The following is a 16,778-nucleotide window of genomic DNA, read 5'->3' as shown; positions in this document are numbered from 1 at the left end:
GTCAGTCCCGCCGCTCGGCGATCCGTGTGGTTGCGAACACGGCGGCTGCCAGCAGTAGGGAAGCGAGCCCCGTGAGCAGCGTCAGCGGTACGGCGTTGGCGCCGGCCGGCTTCTCGTCGGACAGCACGATCATGATCGGGCGGATCGGTGAGCTCCAGCGGACCAGCAGGACGACGAGGATCGCGGCGGCCGCGGTGAGCATCGCGACACCGATCCGCGGGATGACCAGACGCGAGCAGAGCAGCCCGATCGCGATGCCGACCATAGCCGCGCCGAGTTGGCCCAGTGCACCGACCGCGAGATCCGCCGCGGTCACCACGTGCGCGCCGGTGACGATCGGGTAGACCAGACCGATCACGAGCAGCGGCACGCACCACGTCAAGATGACGGCGACCGTCACCGTCAGCAGGCGCAGTGCGCTGCCGATCGTCACGAGCGTGATCGCGCGTTGGGTCGGATCCTCATGGTTGACGATGCTGACCGTGAGCCACGTCGTACAGACCAGCATCGCGAGGACGCAGAACGCGTACGACGACTGCAGCGGACCGTTGTCCGACGTCGTACCGACGGCCAGCGCGGCGAGGAAGATCAGGGTCGGCGGGAGGTAGCGCTGGGAGAGTAGTGCGCTGGTCAGCAGGTACCGGTACAGGGCGATCACTCGGGTTTCACCTGCCGCACGGTGACGACCGACCAGCCGTGGTTCAAAGCGGTGAGCAGGGCCGCGTCGTGGCTGCCTGTCGGCAGCAGCACAGTAACTCCGGTGTCAGTACGCCGTACGTCGACGACGTCTGGGTGCCGCTGCCAGTCGAGGTCCGCCCCGGGGAGGAGATGGAGCTCGGTGAGGTCGGTGTGATGCTGCGTCGTGGTCAGGCGACCGTGGTCGAGGCGGCAGACTCGCGTCGCAGTTGTGCGGACGACGTCGGCGGAGTGCTCGGTGAAGGCGACCGCCGCGCCTTGCTCGGCCGTCTCGGTGAGGAGCTCGCGCAGCGTGGAGTGGGCAGTCGCGTCGAGGCCGGCCCACGGTTCGTCGAGGACGAGAAGCTGGGGTGGGGCGAGCAGTGCTTGGGCGAGGGCGATCTTCTGGGCGTTGCCTTTCGACAGCTTGCGCATCGGGGTGTCCGCGCCGCCCGTGAGCGCGAGGCGGTCGAGCAGTTCGTCGGCCCGTGAGCGGGCGGTACCGCTGCTGAGTCCGCGGATGCGTCCCAGGTGGCGTAGGTACGCCGAGGCGGATAGGCGGTCGTGGGACGTGAACACGTCCGGGACGTAGCTGACGACGCGGGCGGTGCGCCGGACGGTTCCAGCCGACGGGCGGGAGAGTCCGGCCATCAGGCGGAGGACGGTCGACTTACCGGATCCGTTCGCGCCGACCAGGGCCACGAGTTCACCGGCGTTGAGGTGCAGGTCCACGTCGGTGAGGATCCTCCGGCGCCCGTACCGCTTCGAGACCTTGCGGAGCCGAACCACTTCCATGCGGTGAGCCTAGCTGGGCAAGCGGTCGCGTCAGCGCGACTGAGACGAGCAGCGACGCGGCGGCACACGCCGTCATCACCGGCGCGGCCGACGTGAGATCGGCGAGCGCTCCGGCCAGGATCGCGACGATCCCGAAGGTCGTCATCCGCAGCGCGGACTCCAGGCCGAGCACCTGACCGCGCAACTCGACCGGTGTGAGGTCGACCAGGATCTCTTGCTGTGCAAGCGATGCCGCATAGCCGCTGCTTCCGATCGCGACCAGGATGCAGAGCACCGCGAGCGGGAGGTCGAACGCGAAACCGAGGAACGGTACGGCGAGGAGGAAGCGCAGCCAGCGGGCAACCGCGAGGCGGAGGCGCCGGGTGAGGTAGCGGCCGACCACGAGGTCTCCGGTCATCATGCCGGCCGCCCCTGCCGCGAGCAGCCAGCCGGCGCGCGGACCGGCGTACGGGACGAAGAGCGCTTCGCAGCCGACGATCAAGCCGTTCGGCAGCGTGAGCGCGAGCAGGAGTGGTCGGGTGCGGCGCTGCGCGAGCAGGAGGCGGTTGCCGCGCCAGGTCTCGGTCAGACCGGTCCGGGCGAGGCGTCGTGGCGCCCGATCGCGTAAACCCCAGCGGATGACCGGTACGGCGAGTGCGGCGCAACCGGTCGCGATCCAGAGGACTGTCGATGGACCGACCGCCTGCAGCAGGAGGCCTGCCGCGCCGAAGCCGGCGATCTGCATCGCACCCACCGACAGGTTCATCGCGGACCGGCCGAGGACGAACTGCTCCGGCCGGACCACCTCACCGAGCAGTCCCCAGCGCACGCCCGCGCCGATCGAGAGGCCGTACGCGACGGCGAGGGACAGAACCAGCCGCGGACCTGGGGAGAGGTCGACCGCGGCCTGGACGCCGACCGCGAGCGCCGAGAGCATCGCCAGCAGGGTGAGCACCTGCCGGGGACGCGCGGTGTCCGCCGCGGACATCAGGGTCGAGACGCCGAGGACCTGGGCGAGCGACGGCCCGAACATGATCGCCGCCGCGAGCAACGCCGACCCGGTCGCGGCGTCGACCAGGATCGCGAGCGTCAGGCTGGTCATCGTCGCCGACGCGTTGCCCAGCGCGCTGCTGATCCACAGGTTGCGGAACTCGGGGTTGCGGAAGATCGCCCGGTAGCTGCTCATGCCCGGCAGCATCGACCGCGGCGCGCGGACCACCTACAGTTTCGGGTGGAGGCGAAACGTTGTCCGAATTCCTGGTCGATGCCGAGACCCTGGTGAACGCACGCTTCGGTACGTCGCAGCTCACCGAGACGGTGTCCGCGCTGAAGCTGCTCCGGGCTCCCGTCGAGCCGTGGTTCCGGCCGTGGAAGGACGCGCACAGCGCGTTGTTCCAGGCGGCTCTGCGCGACAACCCGATCTGGGCCGCGCTGGTGGACTCGGCGTTCGGGCGGAGCTGGGCCGCGGACTTCCTGACGGTGCCGCCGCTCGAACCGGATCTGACCTTGGAGGCCGAGCTCGAGTACCAGCTGTCGCTCGACGACGAGCGGATCCGTGCGGACCTGAGCGTCGTACGGACACCGCTACCGGCTGTCCTGTTGGCGTCGTCCGATCTGGCAGCGGCGGCGGCTGACCTGTTGCGGTGGGTGTGGCGGACGACCGTCGAGCCGGAGTGGCCGCGGCGGTTGCGGGTCCTGCAGGCCGACATCGTGTCGCGGACATCGCGGCTCAGCGAGCAGGGGTGGTCGGGCGTCCTGCGCGGGCTCGGGCCGGACGTGCGGTGGCTCGGCGACGGACGGATGCAGGTGAATCGGTGGGACTACCCGGTGACCGACGTCCGGGGCCAGGACCTGATGTTCATCGCCGCGCACACCCAGCGGGTCAACGTGAGCTGGCGGCTGCCGGACCGGTTCGCGCTGACGTACCCGGTGACGGGGATCTTCGGCGCCACTTCGACACCTGGTGAGCCGCTGGTGTACCTCTTGGGCCGCAACCGGGCCCGCATCCTCATGGAGGCGGCGGAACCGGTCAGCACCACGTTGCTTGTGGCAACGACTGGCCTGTCGCTCGCGACGGTGTCCGATCACCTGCGCGTACTGACCGATGCCGGACTGCTGGAACGCCGCCGCTCCGGGCGGTCGGTGCTGTACTGGCAGTCCGAAACCGGCCGCCGGGTTGCTAGCGGAGCTCCAGATCGGTCGACAGCGGAAGGTTCGTGACCGACGAGCCCGCGCGGATCGTGAACACGCCGGGCTCGGTGGTCCAGCCCGTGTCGCTCCAGTGCTCGAAGGCGCGCGCGTGCAGGTTGACCGTGATCTCACGGGCTTGCCCCGCGTCGAGCCGTACGACAGTGAATCCGGCCAACCAGCGCACCGGGCGATCGATGATGCTGTCCGGGCGTTCGACGTACACCTGAACCACATGCTTGCCGGCACGATCACCCGTGTTGCGAACGGTGAGTGCGACGGAGGTCGGGTCGATCGCGCGCAGGTCGGCGAGCTCCCAGGTGGTGTAGCCGAGGCCGTGGCCGAACTCGTACGCCGGCTCGGTACCGGCCTTCAGCCAGGCGCGGTACCCGATGTGGACGCCCTCGTCGTACCGGACGACGCCGTCGCGCGGAGTCACATCGAGCACCGGTACATCCTCCTGCGTCTTCGGCCACGTGGTCGGGAGACGACCGCCGGGCTCGACCTGACCGAGCAGTACGTCGGCCAACGCGTGACCGTACTCCTGACCGCCGAAGTAGGTCGCGAGCACCGCGGCGACGTCGTTGCGCCAGGGGAGAAGGACAGGCGAACCGGCGTTGACGGCAACGACCGTGTTGGGGTTCGCTGCCGCTACCGCGCGGACGAGGTCGTCCTGGCGGCCGGGGAGTGCCAGCGAGGTCCGGTCGTACCCCTCGGACTCGACTTTGGAGTTGGTGCCGACCACGACGAGCGCGACGTCCGCGTTTCGCGCCGCGGCGACGGCTTCGTCGATGAGCAGTTGCGGGTCGACGTCGGCGGGTTCGGTGCCGATCGTGATGCCCAGCGCGTTGATCGCGCCCTGGTGCTTCGGCAGGTCGAACTCGATGCGCACGTCGACCGGCGTACCGGCGGTGACCGTGAGCGGCGCGGAGATCGACGGCGGTGCGAGCAGCGCCGCGCCCAGATCGGTGCCGACCGGGAGCGCGGTGTCCTCCCGCAGCAGCTCGCCGTCGGCGAAGATCCAGCCGTGGCCGACGGCCGCGAAGCCGAGCCGGACCGTACCGGACTCCGTCGGCGTCCAGGTGGTGCGGAACTCGAAGATCGCGGACTCGGCGATCGGCACATCGCCACCGAAGTAGACCAGCGCGCTGGAGAAACGGTCCTCGGCGAAGAGCTCGGACCCGTCCGCGCGGAGGAAGCGCACCCGGGCACCCGGCTGTCCGGTGAGCGGGTTGGTCATGGTGGCCGGTGGTAGCTCGGCGACGCCCTCTTGGACGACGGCACCGAGCGAGTAGGTGATCTCCGCGTCCGGGAGTGCCTCGCGGAGACCGTCGAGCGGGGAGACGACCTGCTCCGGGATGACGGTCGCGCTGCCGCCGCCTTGGGTGCGTGCATCGCGGGCGTTGTGGCCGATGACCGCCAGCTTACGGACGTTGCGCCACGGCAGGGCGCTCTCGTTGCGGAGCAGTACGGTGCCCTCGGTGGCCGCCGTACGGGCGAAGGCGAGGCCGTCGAGCTGCGGTGAGTCGGCCGGCTTCTGGTGACCCTCGAGGGCGCCGACGCGGGCCGCGAGTTCGAGGATGCGGTGGACCTTGCGGTCGATCGCCGCTTCGCTCACCGCGCCCGATCGGACCGCTGCCACGAGCGCGTCGCCCCAGGCGCCTGTCGGGCCCGGCATGGCCAGGTCCTGCGCGTGTTTCGCGCTCTCCACGCTCCGCACGGCGGTCCAGTCGCTGACCACCACACCGTCGAAGCCCCAGTCGGTGTTGAGCGGGGTCTCGAGGAGGTCGTTCTCGGTCGCGGTGACGCCGTTGATCGAGTTGTACGCGCTCATCACCAGCCACGCCTTCGACTCGGTGACGGCCTTCTCGAACGCCAGCAGGTACACCTCGCGCAGCGTGCGCTCGTCGACCACGACATCCACGGTGAAGCGGTCGGTCTCGAAGTCGTTGGCCACGTAGTGCTTCGGGGTGGCGCCGACACCGAGCTCCTGGACGCCGGCGACGTACGCCGCGGCGAGGTCGGCGGTGAGCACCGGGTCCTCGCTGAACGCCTCGAAGTGCCGGCCGCCGAGCGGTGAACGGTGCAGGTTGATCGTCGGGCCGAGGACCACGTCGACGTTCTTCCGGCGCGCCTCGAGCGCGGACACCACGCCGTACCGGCGGGCGATGCCGACGTCCCAGGACGACGAGAGCGCGGTCGCGGACGGCAGGTTCAGCGATGGGTCGCGCTCGTCCCAAACCGCGCCGCGGACCCCGCTCGGCCCGTCCGACAGCACCATCGACCGCAACCCGACCGAAGGCAGCGGATGCGTCGACCAGAAGTCCCGCCCGGTCAGCAGCCGGACCTTCTCCTCCAGCGACAGCCTGCCCACCAGCTCGTCGAAGTCCATGCCGAAACTCTACGTGCGTGCCCGGCCCGGGTCGGCCGTTGGCGGGCGCGGGATAGTGGTCGTATGACGACACCCGCCGACGACCCGGCCGGCCTCGCTGCACCCACCGCCGGATCCACCGCCGGACCTGGTGCCGGTGGTGTGCCGAGGTCGGTGCTGACGCGGGAGATCTGGCTGGTGCTCGCGCTGTCGCTCGGGGCGTCGGCGGTGGCGGCGATCATCTCGTTCACGGGCGTGCTGACCTCGGCGAAACCGATCAGCGGGCAGACCGCGGTCATCGTCGGTTCGCGGGCGCCGGGGCGGCCGTGGCTCGACCTCGCGTGGCAGGTGTTCGCGGTGCTGACCGCGCTGGTTCCGGTCGCGCTCGTGGGGCATTTCCTGGCCCGCAGTCGGGAATCGTTCGCGACGATCGGATTCGACCTGCGGGACCGGGCGCGCGACCTCGGCCGCGGTACGGCGGTCGCGGCCGTGATCGGTGGAGCGGGGCTGCTGTTCTACCTCGGCGCGCACGCGACCGGTGCGAACCTGACCGTCGACCCGTCGCAGCTGCCCGACGACTGGTGGCGGATCCCGATCCTGATCGCGGTCGCTGCGCAGAACGGCGTCCTCGAGGAGGTCATCGTCCTCGGCTACCTGAACCACCGCCTCGACCAGCTGGGCTGGTCGGTCCGGCGGTCGATGGTGACCAGCTCGCTGCTGCGCGGCTCGTACCACCTCTACCAGGGGCTCGGCGGATTCTTCGGGAACGTCATCATGGGCGTGATCTTCACCTATCTGTATCGGCGGTGGGGCCGGGTGATGCCGCTGGTCGTAGCGCACACGCTGATCGACATCGGCGCGCTGATCGGGGCGACGTACCTGCTCGGCAAGGTCTCCTGGCTCCCGAGCTGAGTGAACCTCCGCACCACGTAGGTTCGCGGGATGGACGCAAAGGACGACACCGCCGGTGCCTTCGACGAGTTCGACGTCGTCAACGACCTGGTGGACGTCGGGTACGCCGTCGGTGAGGCAGACGACCACGACGAGGTGGTTCCGGACATCCAGGAGCCGACGCACGGAACCTGGGTACCGCCGAGCCAGGTCGAGAACCTGCTCCACCGCTACAAGGACGACCCGGATGTCTCCGGCTACCTGACGATTCTCGCGACCACCGGTGTCTATCACCCGGTACCGATCACCCATGCCCACCAGGAGCCGGCGAAACGGCAGCCGATGATCGCCGAGACCGACGACGGGACACGGGTGCTGTCCGTCTACTCCATGGACGTGCTGCCCCGGCCACACCCGAAGATCGTGTACGAGTTCACCAACCTGCGCGGTCTGGTCGGGATGCTGGGCGACGTCGACGTTCTGATGGTCAACCCCGCGACACCCTGCCAGAACGTCCTGCTGCTCGGCGACACGATGAACCAGCTGATGCTCCGGTTGCACGACGAGTACTGGGAGCCGGGCTACTTCTCTCATCGCATTTTCACGCGTCGGAGCAATGCGACCGAGCCCGGCGCACTCCTGCACGGGCTCGCCTGTGGCGCCCAGCTCTGCGTCACGAACGGCTACCCCTGGAACACGACTGAGCACCACGGCAACGGGTACAGCGCGGAACTCGCGCTGCTGGAGAAGTGGTGGGACGTCAAGGTCCGCGACGACTGGCTGCAGATCATGCGCCGCCTGCTCGACCGCGACGTCGGCTCGTCGATGTGGGACGACGTACTGCACACCCGCAACCTGCTGGCCGAGCACATCGGCGGACCGGTCGACGAGGCTCAGTGGCGGCAGTTCGACTCGGTGGCGTTCAGGCAGTACGTCGCACAGTCCGGTCGGCCCGCGCAGCCGGGTGCCGATCCCCGGCTCGACGGGGTGGTCGCCGCGCGCGGTGAGTTGATCACCCGGGTCCTCCGGTACGAAGCGCGCTTCCGCGAGGACGGCCTGCTCGTCGGCGACGGCCCTGGTGACGGCTACGTACGCTCGACGGCCGCCTGGGACCTGGGCCGCGCCTCCGCCATGGCCCGCTGGGGGCGGAGCACCCGCTTCGGCACCCAGGCGGAGATGTTCGACGCACTGCGTGAGCTCAGCGCGGAGGTCCAGCGCCGCTACACCTCCTGGGAGGAGTTCGGCGTCGGCTACCTGCTCGGCCGCTGCCTCCACCTCGACGAGGACACGTTCGGCGAGTGGTACACCGAGGCCCGCGACACCCATCAGCTGCTCCTCAGCTACGAGCAGAGCCCGTGGGTCACCGTCCCCTTCGCGGGCTCGCCGAGCTGAGCAATGCTCAACGAATACGACTGACACGTAACCCACCGGGTCCTGGACGGGTTGTTGGTGACGTGACAGTCAACGGGGAAATCGCAAGTCCGCCCACCGCAAGTCCACCGGAGATCGACGCCGGCCTGGCCGCCGCGGCGCTGGCCGTGTTCGCCCACCGGCACGAGGTCGTCCACCTGCTGTACGCCGCCACCGACGAGCCGGACGCCCTCGCCCGGATCGCCGACCTGCTGAAGATCGACGAGTCGACGATCACCCGCGTGCTCGACCAGCCGCTGCGCTGGATGCTGCCGCAGTTCCGCGCGGAGTTGGAGACGATCGCGGTCTCACCGGCCTCGACGGCGGCCACCCGCGCCGCCGTACCGACCAGTCCAGCCAGTCCGGCGCTGCCCGGGTCTGCGCCTGGAGCTGTGGCTGGTCCTGTGGCTGGCTCGGGGTCGGGTGTGCCGGCCGGGGCGCCTGGGCTTCCGTCGGCTGGTTCGGCGGGCGTGGGTCCGGTGGCGGGTGAGGCTGCTGCCGATCTCGAGGCGGCTGCCACGAAGAACTGACGCCGTACCCCTCGCGGCCCCTCGCGGCCACCGCGCCGACCCCTCGCGACTTCTCGCGGCACCGTTCCGGCATAGGTTGGAGCGGTGCAGACGTATGGGCGGGACATCCTGGACATCGCGGACGAGTTGACCGAGGCGTACGTCGAGGTCTTCACCGCGCCGCCGTTCGAGCACCGGGATCCCGAGGAGACGCGGACGGCGTTCGGGAAGCGGCTCGGGTTCGACGCGCAGCGGGACGGGTTTCAGGCGTGGATCGAGCGGTCGAAGGACGGGCGGATCGCCGGCTTCCTGACCGGCTGGACCACGCCGGGACCGTTCCGGACCGACCGCGCGTACGGCAAGGTCCTCGAGCGGCTCGGCGCCGAACAGGTCGAGGAACTCCTGATCGGCGCGTTCGAGGTGGACGAACTCGGCGTCCTGCAGCACGCCCGCGGTACCGGCCTGGCCCGCCGCCTCCTCGACACCGCCACCCGCGAACGAGGCCGTGCCTGGCTCCTCGCCTGGAGCCAGAACCACGACGCCCTCGCCTTCTACCGCCACATCGGCTGGCAAGAACCCAAACCCAAAGGCCCCGAAACCGACATCATCGTCTTCACCACCCCCTGACCCAGGACCCCCGACCCCTCGTGATCGGCCGGCTGGGTTGTGCTGTCGGGTCCCCGGTGCTCTTGGGTGCCCTCGGGGCAGGCTGGCAGAATCCATCGCCGGCAACTGCTTCGGGTCGGTCGGGTGGTCCCTCTCCTAGGTGATTGATGCACGGCCCGAAGGTGTGCACGCTCGACAGTTAGTGTGGTGCGGGGCGGGTGTGTTCGGCGCCTGGTTCACGCTCAGCTGTGGCCTCTGGCACGGGAGACGTCCTGTCGACCTGACACACGCCACACGCCACACGCCACACGCCACACGCCGCACGGCACACGCCCGAGCGGCCTCGGCTCCATCACCGCCTACGACCGAATCCGGACCAGGCCGTGCATCAAGTATCTAGGAGAGTTTTCCGCACAACAGTGGAGCCTTATGCCCGCCATACGGGGGAAAACCCTCCATAGATGCGGCTTCAACAACCCCACGCGACCATCACGCCACGCCACCGTCACGCCACGCCACCGTCACGCCACGCCACCGTCACGCCACGCCACCATCACGCCACGCCACCATCACGCCACGCCACCATCACGCCACGCCACCATCACGCCACGCTACGCCCCGATCACCCGCGCCCCGATCACCCGCGCGCCTCGATCACCCGCGCGCCCGTATCACCCCGGGCCGGAGCGGGGCGATACGGCCCGATGTCGGCGGCCGCGCTGAACAGCTCGTCGGGTGGGGTCAGAGGTTGAAGAGGGATTGGGCGTTGGTGTGGGTGATGGCTTCGTGTTCTTCGGGGGTGAGGTCGGCGGCTTCCAGGGCGCCCAGGGCCACGGAGGGGTCGATCAGGGTGGCGTCGGTGCCGAACATCATGCGGGTGGGGCCGATGCGGTCCAGGATCCAGCGGATGCGGTTGGCTTCCGGGGCGGACCAGCAGGGTTCGAACCAGATGCGGTCGGAGCGGTCGGCGGCTTCGGGGACGCGGGGCCAGCCGTTGGCGCCCATGTGACCGGCGACGACCCGGGCGCCGGGGACGCGGGCGGCGAGGTCGGCGAGGTCGACGACGGTGTCGCCCCAGGTGTGGACGAGGGTGGGCAGGCCGTACTCCGTGGTGAGTTCGACGGCCGCCTGCATCGCGGGGGAGTCGATCCGGGTCCGGCTGTACTCGCTGTGGATCTTCGCGCCCACCCAGCGCGAACGCCCGTCGCCGGCGAGGTACTTGTCGAGGTCGGCGCGGGCCTCGTCCAGGCGGCGCGGGTCGACGACGATCATGCCGCGCAGCCGTGGATCGGCCGGCAGCTCGGCGGCGAGTGAGCGGTTGCCGAGCGGAGCGTCGTACACGATCGCCTCGATCGCGGAGACGAGCTGCAGGTCGATGCCGAACCGGTCGAGCCCGTCGACGTTGGTACCGATGCTCCCGACGTCCATCGAGAAGAACCACGGGCCCCAGTGGGCGTGTACGTCGATCAACATGCGGGCTCCAGCAAGGTGGTGAGGCTGCGGCTTCCGGCCTGGGCGATCTCGTCCGCGCCGAGTTTGGACGACAGCAGCCGGCGGATCACCGAACGGGTCTCGTGGAACGGCGTCCGGCAGCCGAGGACGAGCCGCTCGGCGCCGACCTCCGCGGCCACGATCTCCAGCGAGTCCGGGCCGGTGAGCATCCGGGTCGAGGTGTGGAACCCGGGCTCGGACCGCGCCATCAGCACGAAGTCGCCCAGGTAGTAGAAGTGCGTGTCGAGGAACACCACGCGCGCCCCGAGGCCGCGCAGCGGCGGCCCGACCTTGCGGACGTCGCCCTCGAGGAAGATCGTCAGCCCGGCGTCGACGAGCAGCCGGACGACATGGTCGAACGAAGGGTACGTCGGTTCGACGCTCTGCGCGGTCGGCGCCAGCCGGATCGCCCGCGGCGGGGTGGCGCTCGCCAGCTGCCGGTCGAGTTCCTTCTCGGCGCCGAGCGGATCGCGCAGGTCGAGGACCGGTACCCTCGTCCAGCCGTTGCCGTCAGCAACCTGATGCGCCTCGTCGTTCCCGGTCGGTACGTCGAAGTGCACCGCCCGCAGCGCGGACACGGCACCGCCTGAGATGCCGCTGCCCGCGAACACCTTGGCGATGTCGTCCGGCCGTCCCCACCGTCCGGTGGTCACGTCGTGCCCGACCAGGATGTCGCAGTCGAGCAGCAGGGGAGCGTCGGTCATGATGCCTTCCGGGCCAGCGCGTGATGGACTTTGCGGATCGCGGTGACGATGTCGTCGACGTCGGACTCGGTGTAGTTCTCGTTCCAGCCGAGGACGAGCAGCCGGCGGTCGATCAGCTCCTCGGCGTTCGGGCACAAGCCGGCCGGGTAGGACACATCCTGCAGTGGGAACCCGGACCGGCCGTACGTGATCCGCTCACGGACGGCGGGAGCGGCGTACAGCGGGCTGGTCAGGTAACCGCCGTTCGCCGGGACACCCTCGGCGGTCAGTGCCGCAGCCCATTCGCGCAGGTCGCCAGCCTCCGCGGAGATGATCAACGGGTATTGCCAGTACACGTGATCCTGTCCGTCCGGCGGTGGTGTGACACCGGCCAGGTCCTCGATGCCGGCGGTTGCGCGGAGCGCCGCAGTACGACGGTCCTGGACGACGCCGCGCAGCCGGGTGAGCTGCGCCCGGGTGACCGAGGCGACGAGTTCGGTCATCCGGTAGTTGAGGGCGAGGAACAGGTACGTGCGCTCGTCGGTGTCGCGCGGCCAGCCCTTGTCGGCGAACAGCCGCATCCGCCGGGCGCGTTGCGCGTCGTCGGTGACCGCGAGCCCGCCGTCGCCGGCGCTGATGTGCTTGGTCTGCTGCAAGCTGAAGCAGCCGATGTGCCCGATCCGGCCGACGTACGTGTCGCCGACCGGGGCCAGGTACGCCTGCGCGCAGTCCTCGATCAGGACGATCCCGTGCCGGTCGCACAGCTCGCGCAATTCGCGGACGCGCGCCGGTTTGCCGAACAGGTGTACGACGATGACGGCCTTGGTCCGCGGCGTGATCGCGGCCTCGACCGTCTCCGGCGTGAGGCTTCCGGTGATCGGGTCGACGTCGGCGAACACCGGTACGGCGTTCTGCATCATGATCGGGAACACCGTGCCCATGTCGCTGATCGGCGTGGTGATGATCTCGTCGCCCGGATCCGGGTTCACCGCGGCGACCGCCAGGTGCAGGGCGGCCGTCCCCGAACTGCAGGCGACCGCGTGCCCGGCGCCGAGCAGGGACGCGAACTCGAGCTCGAGTGCCGGGACCTCGGTGCCCCAGGTCGCCGAGAGCATGCCGCTGCGCAGCACCCGCTCGACCGCCTTCACCTCGTCGTCGCCGAAGCGCCGGCCACTCGCGTTCATCACCGAGGGCAGCGGGGCGGTGCGCACCGGCGTACCGCCGTCCCGGGCGAGCTGACTGTTCTCCATCGCTAAATCCTTTGCTTAGGGCAACGGCAGTTGGACGAGGTCGCGGTCGGACAGGCCCCAGACGTGGTGCCGGGCACCGCGCACCGGGCTCAGCTGCGGCACGGTGTACCACCCGTCGCCGAGCTTGTTCGCCAGCAGCTTCGCTGCGCTCAACCCGGGGCCCAGCTGGTACAGGTTTCCACCGAAGTTCGTCTCACAGTAGACGCCGGTCCGGTCCGTGTAGAGCTCGCCGTACCCGGAGAGCTTGTTCGCGCCGCGGACCACCGCCCGGGTGCGCAGGTCGTAGGTGAACCAGGCGCCGCTGGTCCGCTTCAGTACGCCGTACAGCACGCCGTCGTGGACTGCGACGCTCTGGATGGAGCGTTCGCCGGCGAGCGGCTCTGCGGTCCAGAGCAATTCACGACGGCGGAGGTCGAACGCACCGATCGCCGCGGCGGTCCGGGTCGGAGTGACACCGCCACCACCGACCACGTCACCACCGACGTACGCGATCCCGTCGACGATCGCGACCGACATCACGCTCTGGTCGGGCAGGACGCCGTAGTGCACGTCCAGCTCGCCCGTGCGGACATCGAGCAGGGTGAGCGCGCCGGTGAGCTTGCCCGTCCCCGGCGCGGACGCGATCGCGAGCAGCTGCGACCGCGCGTCGTACGCCGCCTGCCACGGCCGGATCTGCTCGTGACCGATCGTGCCGAAGCTGTGCACCTGCTCGGTGCGCGGATTGATCCGCACCACCTCGGTGCTCGGGTACAGCGCGGAGTACAGCTCGCCGTGTACCCAGGTCAGTGTCTTCGCCTCGCCGGCGACCCGGATCCGGCGGGTCGCGCCGGTGCCGATCGCGTGTTCGGTCACCACCCAGTGGCCGCCGACGTACACGTGCGGGTCACCGAGCTCGATCGACTGCGGCTTGTCCGGCGCGGGCGTGAACCCGGCGTCGACGAGGTCGAGCAGCTCGAACTCGCCCGTGGTGACGTCGAGCCACCACAGCACCCCGGATCCCGTCGAGCCGAGCAGCGTGGTCTCGTCCAGGAGCACCAGTCGGCGATGCTCGTCGGCGGGCGTCGGCGTCGCCACCGCGGTGAGCTCGGTGTCCTGCGGACCGCACAACCAAACGGTCCCGGAGGTCCGGCTGGTGAGGTACGCCGTACCGTCGGCGGCGACTGTCAGCGCATCGATACTCGACTCGTCCGCGGGCAGCGGAACGGTCCGGGTATCGGAACCGTCCGGCGCGAAGCTCACCAACCCCGCGCTGCTGCCGACGAACACCCGGTCGGCGGAGGCGGCAAAGGGGCCGAAGGTGCTGCCCTGGAGCGCTTCCGGCGTGAGGTCATGGAACGTCGAAGTACTCCGGTCGTACCCGACGAGTTGCGACGGCGTGTAGATCCCGGCGTACACGTAGTTGCCGGCGGCACCGACGTACCGGCCGTACTGCGCCCCGGCGACCGGGGCGCCGAGGCGGGTGGCGACGTTCGTCGCGGGATCGACCTGCCAGACCGCGCCGTTCGGGTAGCTGACCGCGAACACCTGCCCGTCGGGTGCGGTCGTCATGTCCCAGACGAAGCCGCCGGGCCCGGCGAGCGCCCCGACGTGCGTCACCGATCCGTCAGCGGGGTCGAAACAGTAGACGTCGGCGGTCGGGTAGAGGCCCGCGTACACCTTGCCGGCGGCAACGGTGATGCCCCAACCGCCCTCGCCGGTCGGCAGTTCGACCGTCCGGGTGACGCGGCGGGTGGTCAGATCGATCTCGGTCAGCCGGGGCGGCACGATACCGCGACTGATGACGTAGGCGTGGCCGTCGTGCACCGCCATCGCGACGACGGCTGCCGTGAGAACGGCGGGACCGGCGGTGGGCAGCGTGGAACCGTCGATGGGTCCGTCCTCCGCGTTCGCAGCGATAGGGAGCGCGGTGAGCGCCCCGGTGGCCAAGGCGCCGGCGAGCGCCGTACGGCGCGTGACGGTCATCGGAGTCCGCCGATGCGGACCAGGTCGCGGTCCTTGATCGTGTACAGCGCGTCGCCGGTCGCCGAGGTGGTGATCAGCGGGTAGCTGTAGATCTGGGCGTTCAGGCCGTCGACCACCGTGCTGACGGTCGGCACGCCGGCCGGGCTCGGCGTGACCTTGAAGACACGCTTGCTGTCGGTGCCGTACAGGCCGGAGCGGGCGATCGTCAGCACACTCTGGCCGGTGCCGACCGTGGTGCTGCCGACGAGCTTGCCGGTCTTCGGGTCGAGTACGGCGAGCCGCCCGTCGTCCGTGGTCGCGTACAGGTGCCCGCGGTGGAAGACGAGGTCGGCGTACGTCTTGGCGTCGGGCAGCGCGGCGGTCTCCCACAGCACGCGGTTGCGGCGCAGATCGAACGCGACGACGGTCGCCTCCGGCAGGATCGGCTCGGTGCCGAGACTGTTGCGGATCGCGCCGCCGAGGTAGGCGATTCCGTCCGCGGTGGTCACGGATCGCACCGACTGGTCCGGTACGACGCCGCGGTGCACCTCGCGCTCACCGCTGTCGAGGTGCTGCTCGACGAGCGTGCCGTTGTACTTGCCGTAGTCGGGCTCGGTCGAGAGCAGCCACGTCCGCGAGCGGGCGTCGTACGCCGCGTCGGTCGGCCGCGTCTGCTCGTTGCCGATCTGACCGAGTTCGTGCAGCCCGGACCCGTCCGGCTGCAGCTGCCACAGGCGGGCCAGCGTGTAGACGCCCAGATACACCTGATCCTTGATCGGCGTCATGGTCTTGGCCTCGCCCGGCAGGAACGTCCGGGTGCTGCCGCCGCCGGCGAGATCGTGCACCTGGATGCCCGCCTTGCCGCTGACCAGGACCGACGTCCGCGTGGCCGCGATCGCCATCGCCTGCTCCGGGGCCGGTGGCAGCCCGGCCTGACCGAGGTCGGTGCCGGTGAACGTCCCGGTGCCCTCGTCGAAGTCGACGACCTGACTGGTCAGTTCGGCGCGGATCGTGGTGCCGTCGACGAAGATCCGGTTGAAATACGCCCCGTCGTACGGCGACCCGAGCCGCGTCAGCGCGCCGTCGCGGTACCGGTACAGCGTGCCGGACGGCCGCGTACCGAGGTAGATGTCGGCGCCGTGGATGGTGATCGCGGTGATGTACTGGTCGCCGCCGGGCGTCTGCACCTCGACCGGGTGGTCCAGGTCGCTGGTGTCGTAGACGAGCATCGTCCCGGTGGGGGAGAGGCTCACGGCGAGCTTGGTGCCCTCGAGCGCCATGGTGGCGACGAAAGTCCGGTCCGCGTACGCCGCCGGCAGCACGTCGCGGCGCGCGCCCGTCACGCGGTCGATCGCGATCAGGTGCGCCTTCGTGCCGACACCGGCGTAGATGGTGGTCGCGTCGGAGGCGATGCTTCGGACGTACTGCTCACCCTCGACCGCGGCGCCGTACGTGCGGGTCGTTCCGGTCGCCGGGTCGTACTCGTGGACGCCGCCGTCGGGGTAGGTGCCCGCGACGATCTTGCCGTCCGGGGTCGCGGCGAGCGACCAGATGAACGAGCCGAACTGCGCGACCTTGGTCGCGGTGCCCGCGGTGGTGTCGACCTTGTACACGTCGCCGGGCGTGTAGAGACCGATGTACAGGTCGGTGCCGAGGTGGGTCATCGCCCAGGCTCCGGCACCGGTCGGCAGCGAGAACTTGGTGCCGACCGTCTTCGTCACCGGGTCGAACGCGCCGACCTGGACGGGCGAGACGCCGGAGGTGATGGTCCAGATCCGGTCGCCGACCTGCTCGGCGACGCTGGTCGAGGTCACGGCGGACGCGGGCCCCAGGTTCGTGACGGTCGGGTTCGTACCCGTCTGGTTGGTGACGGTCGGGTTCGTGACGGTCGGCCCGGCGGTTTCGGTCCCGGCCGGAATGACGGCGCCGGCGGGCGCGGCAGCGCTCAGGAGTCCCGCACAGCCGATGAGTAGCGCCAACAATCCCCGTG

14 protein-coding genes are annotated in these 16,778 nt (G+C 70.1%); 5 read left to right on the top strand and 9 right to left on the bottom strand.

Features of this window, described 5'->3' with window-relative positions; all coding sequences use genetic code 11:
• Position 1: 1 nt before the first annotated feature.
• The 3 genes from AB0B82_RS16895 to AB0B82_RS16885 are packed head-to-tail and all read right to left on the bottom strand — an operon-like array spanning position 2 to position 2,635.
• Positions 2 to 658 carry a hypothetical protein gene (locus tag AB0B82_RS16895; RefSeq protein WP_360168431.1) on the bottom strand — a complete coding sequence of 219 codons (657 nt, stop codon included), beginning with the start codon at positions 656 to 658 and terminating at the stop codon, positions 2 to 4.
• On the bottom strand, positions 655 to 1,470 hold the full coding sequence (locus AB0B82_RS16890) for an ATP-binding cassette domain-containing protein (protein ID WP_360168428.1): 816 nt from the start codon (positions 1,468 to 1,470) through the stop codon (positions 655 to 657). The genes AB0B82_RS16895 and AB0B82_RS16890 overlap by 4 nt, the downstream gene beginning before the upstream one ends.
• Positions 1,382 to 2,635: an MFS transporter gene (locus tag AB0B82_RS16885; protein ID WP_360168425.1), complete on the bottom strand. Its 1,254-nt coding sequence runs from the start codon at positions 2,633 to 2,635 to the stop codon at positions 1,382 to 1,384. Before AB0B82_RS16885 ends, AB0B82_RS16890 begins: the two co-directional genes overlap by 89 nt.
• Positions 2,636 to 2,694: 59 nt before the next feature.
• On the opposite strand from AB0B82_RS16885, the gene AB0B82_RS16880 reads away from it, so the two are divergent.
• A complete protein-coding gene (locus AB0B82_RS16880; protein WP_360168422.1) occupies positions 2,695 to 3,669 on the top strand; it encodes a winged helix-turn-helix domain-containing protein in 975 nt (324 codons plus the stop codon).
• Here AB0B82_RS16880 and AB0B82_RS16875 read toward each other — a convergent pair.
• Positions 3,629 to 6,028, bottom strand: a complete 2,400-nt coding sequence (locus AB0B82_RS16875) for a glycoside hydrolase family 3 C-terminal domain-containing protein (protein WP_360168419.1) — start codon at positions 6,026 to 6,028, stop codon at positions 3,629 to 3,631. The two genes, AB0B82_RS16880 and AB0B82_RS16875, sit on opposite strands and share 41 nt — an antisense overlap.
• A 63-nt stretch (positions 6,029 to 6,091) precedes the next feature.
• Between AB0B82_RS16875 and AB0B82_RS16870 the strand changes: the two genes are divergently transcribed.
• The 4 genes from AB0B82_RS16870 (at position 6,092) to AB0B82_RS16855 (ending at position 9,444) form a co-directional block, all read left to right on the top strand.
• Entirely contained in the window at positions 6,092 to 6,919 is an 828-nt protein-coding gene (locus AB0B82_RS16870; protein WP_360168416.1) for a type II CAAX endopeptidase family protein, read from the top strand.
• A gap of 30 nt (positions 6,920 to 6,949) precedes the next feature.
• Complete coding sequence (locus AB0B82_RS16865; protein WP_360168413.1) at positions 6,950 to 8,290, top strand: DUF1266 domain-containing protein; 1,341 nt, start codon at positions 6,950 to 6,952, stop codon at positions 8,288 to 8,290.
• Between the two features lie 62 nt (positions 8,291 to 8,352).
• Positions 8,353 to 8,838, top strand: coding sequence for a hypothetical protein (locus tag AB0B82_RS16860; protein ID WP_360168410.1), 486 nt, complete (start codon positions 8,353 to 8,355; stop codon positions 8,836 to 8,838).
• An 84-nt stretch (positions 8,839 to 8,922) separates the two neighbouring features.
• Entirely contained in the window at positions 8,923 to 9,444 is a 522-nt protein-coding gene (locus AB0B82_RS16855) for a GNAT family N-acetyltransferase (protein WP_360168407.1), read from the top strand.
• A gap of 720 nt (positions 9,445 to 10,164) precedes the next feature.
• Here the strand turns inward: AB0B82_RS16855 and AB0B82_RS16850 are convergent.
• From AB0B82_RS16850 to AB0B82_RS16830, 5 genes are read right to left on the bottom strand one after another with little or no spacing between them, the layout of a single operon-like run.
• Complete coding sequence (locus AB0B82_RS16850; protein ID WP_360168404.1) at positions 10,165 to 10,896, bottom strand: amidohydrolase family protein; 732 nt, start codon at positions 10,894 to 10,896, stop codon at positions 10,165 to 10,167.
• The gene (locus tag AB0B82_RS16845; RefSeq protein ID WP_360168401.1) at positions 10,890 to 11,618 is read right to left on the bottom strand and encodes a hypothetical protein; all 729 of its coding nucleotides are present in this window, start codon (positions 11,616 to 11,618) and stop codon (positions 10,890 to 10,892) included. The genes AB0B82_RS16850 and AB0B82_RS16845 overlap by 7 nt, the downstream gene beginning before the upstream one ends.
• Positions 11,615 to 12,847 carry a DegT/DnrJ/EryC1/StrS family aminotransferase gene (locus AB0B82_RS16840; protein ID WP_360168398.1) on the bottom strand — a complete coding sequence of 411 codons (1,233 nt, stop codon included), beginning with the start codon at positions 12,845 to 12,847 and terminating at the stop codon, positions 11,615 to 11,617. The genes AB0B82_RS16845 and AB0B82_RS16840 overlap by 4 nt, the downstream gene beginning before the upstream one ends.
• 15 nt (positions 12,848 to 12,862) lie before the next feature.
• Entirely contained in the window at positions 12,863 to 14,809 is a 1,947-nt protein-coding gene (locus AB0B82_RS16835) for a hypothetical protein (protein WP_360168395.1), read from the bottom strand.
• Complete coding sequence (locus tag AB0B82_RS16830) at positions 14,806 to 16,767, bottom strand: PQQ-binding-like beta-propeller repeat protein (protein ID WP_360168392.1); 1,962 nt, start codon at positions 16,765 to 16,767, stop codon at positions 14,806 to 14,808. The genes AB0B82_RS16835 and AB0B82_RS16830 overlap by 4 nt, the downstream gene beginning before the upstream one ends.
• Positions 16,768 to 16,778 lie beyond the last annotated feature (11 nt).

Source organism: Kribbella sp. NPDC048915 (assembly GCF_040649595.1).
GTDB lineage: Bacteria > Actinomycetota > Actinomycetes > Propionibacteriales > Kribbellaceae > Kribbella.
This window is presented reverse-complemented; position numbering and strand designations above follow the sequence as displayed.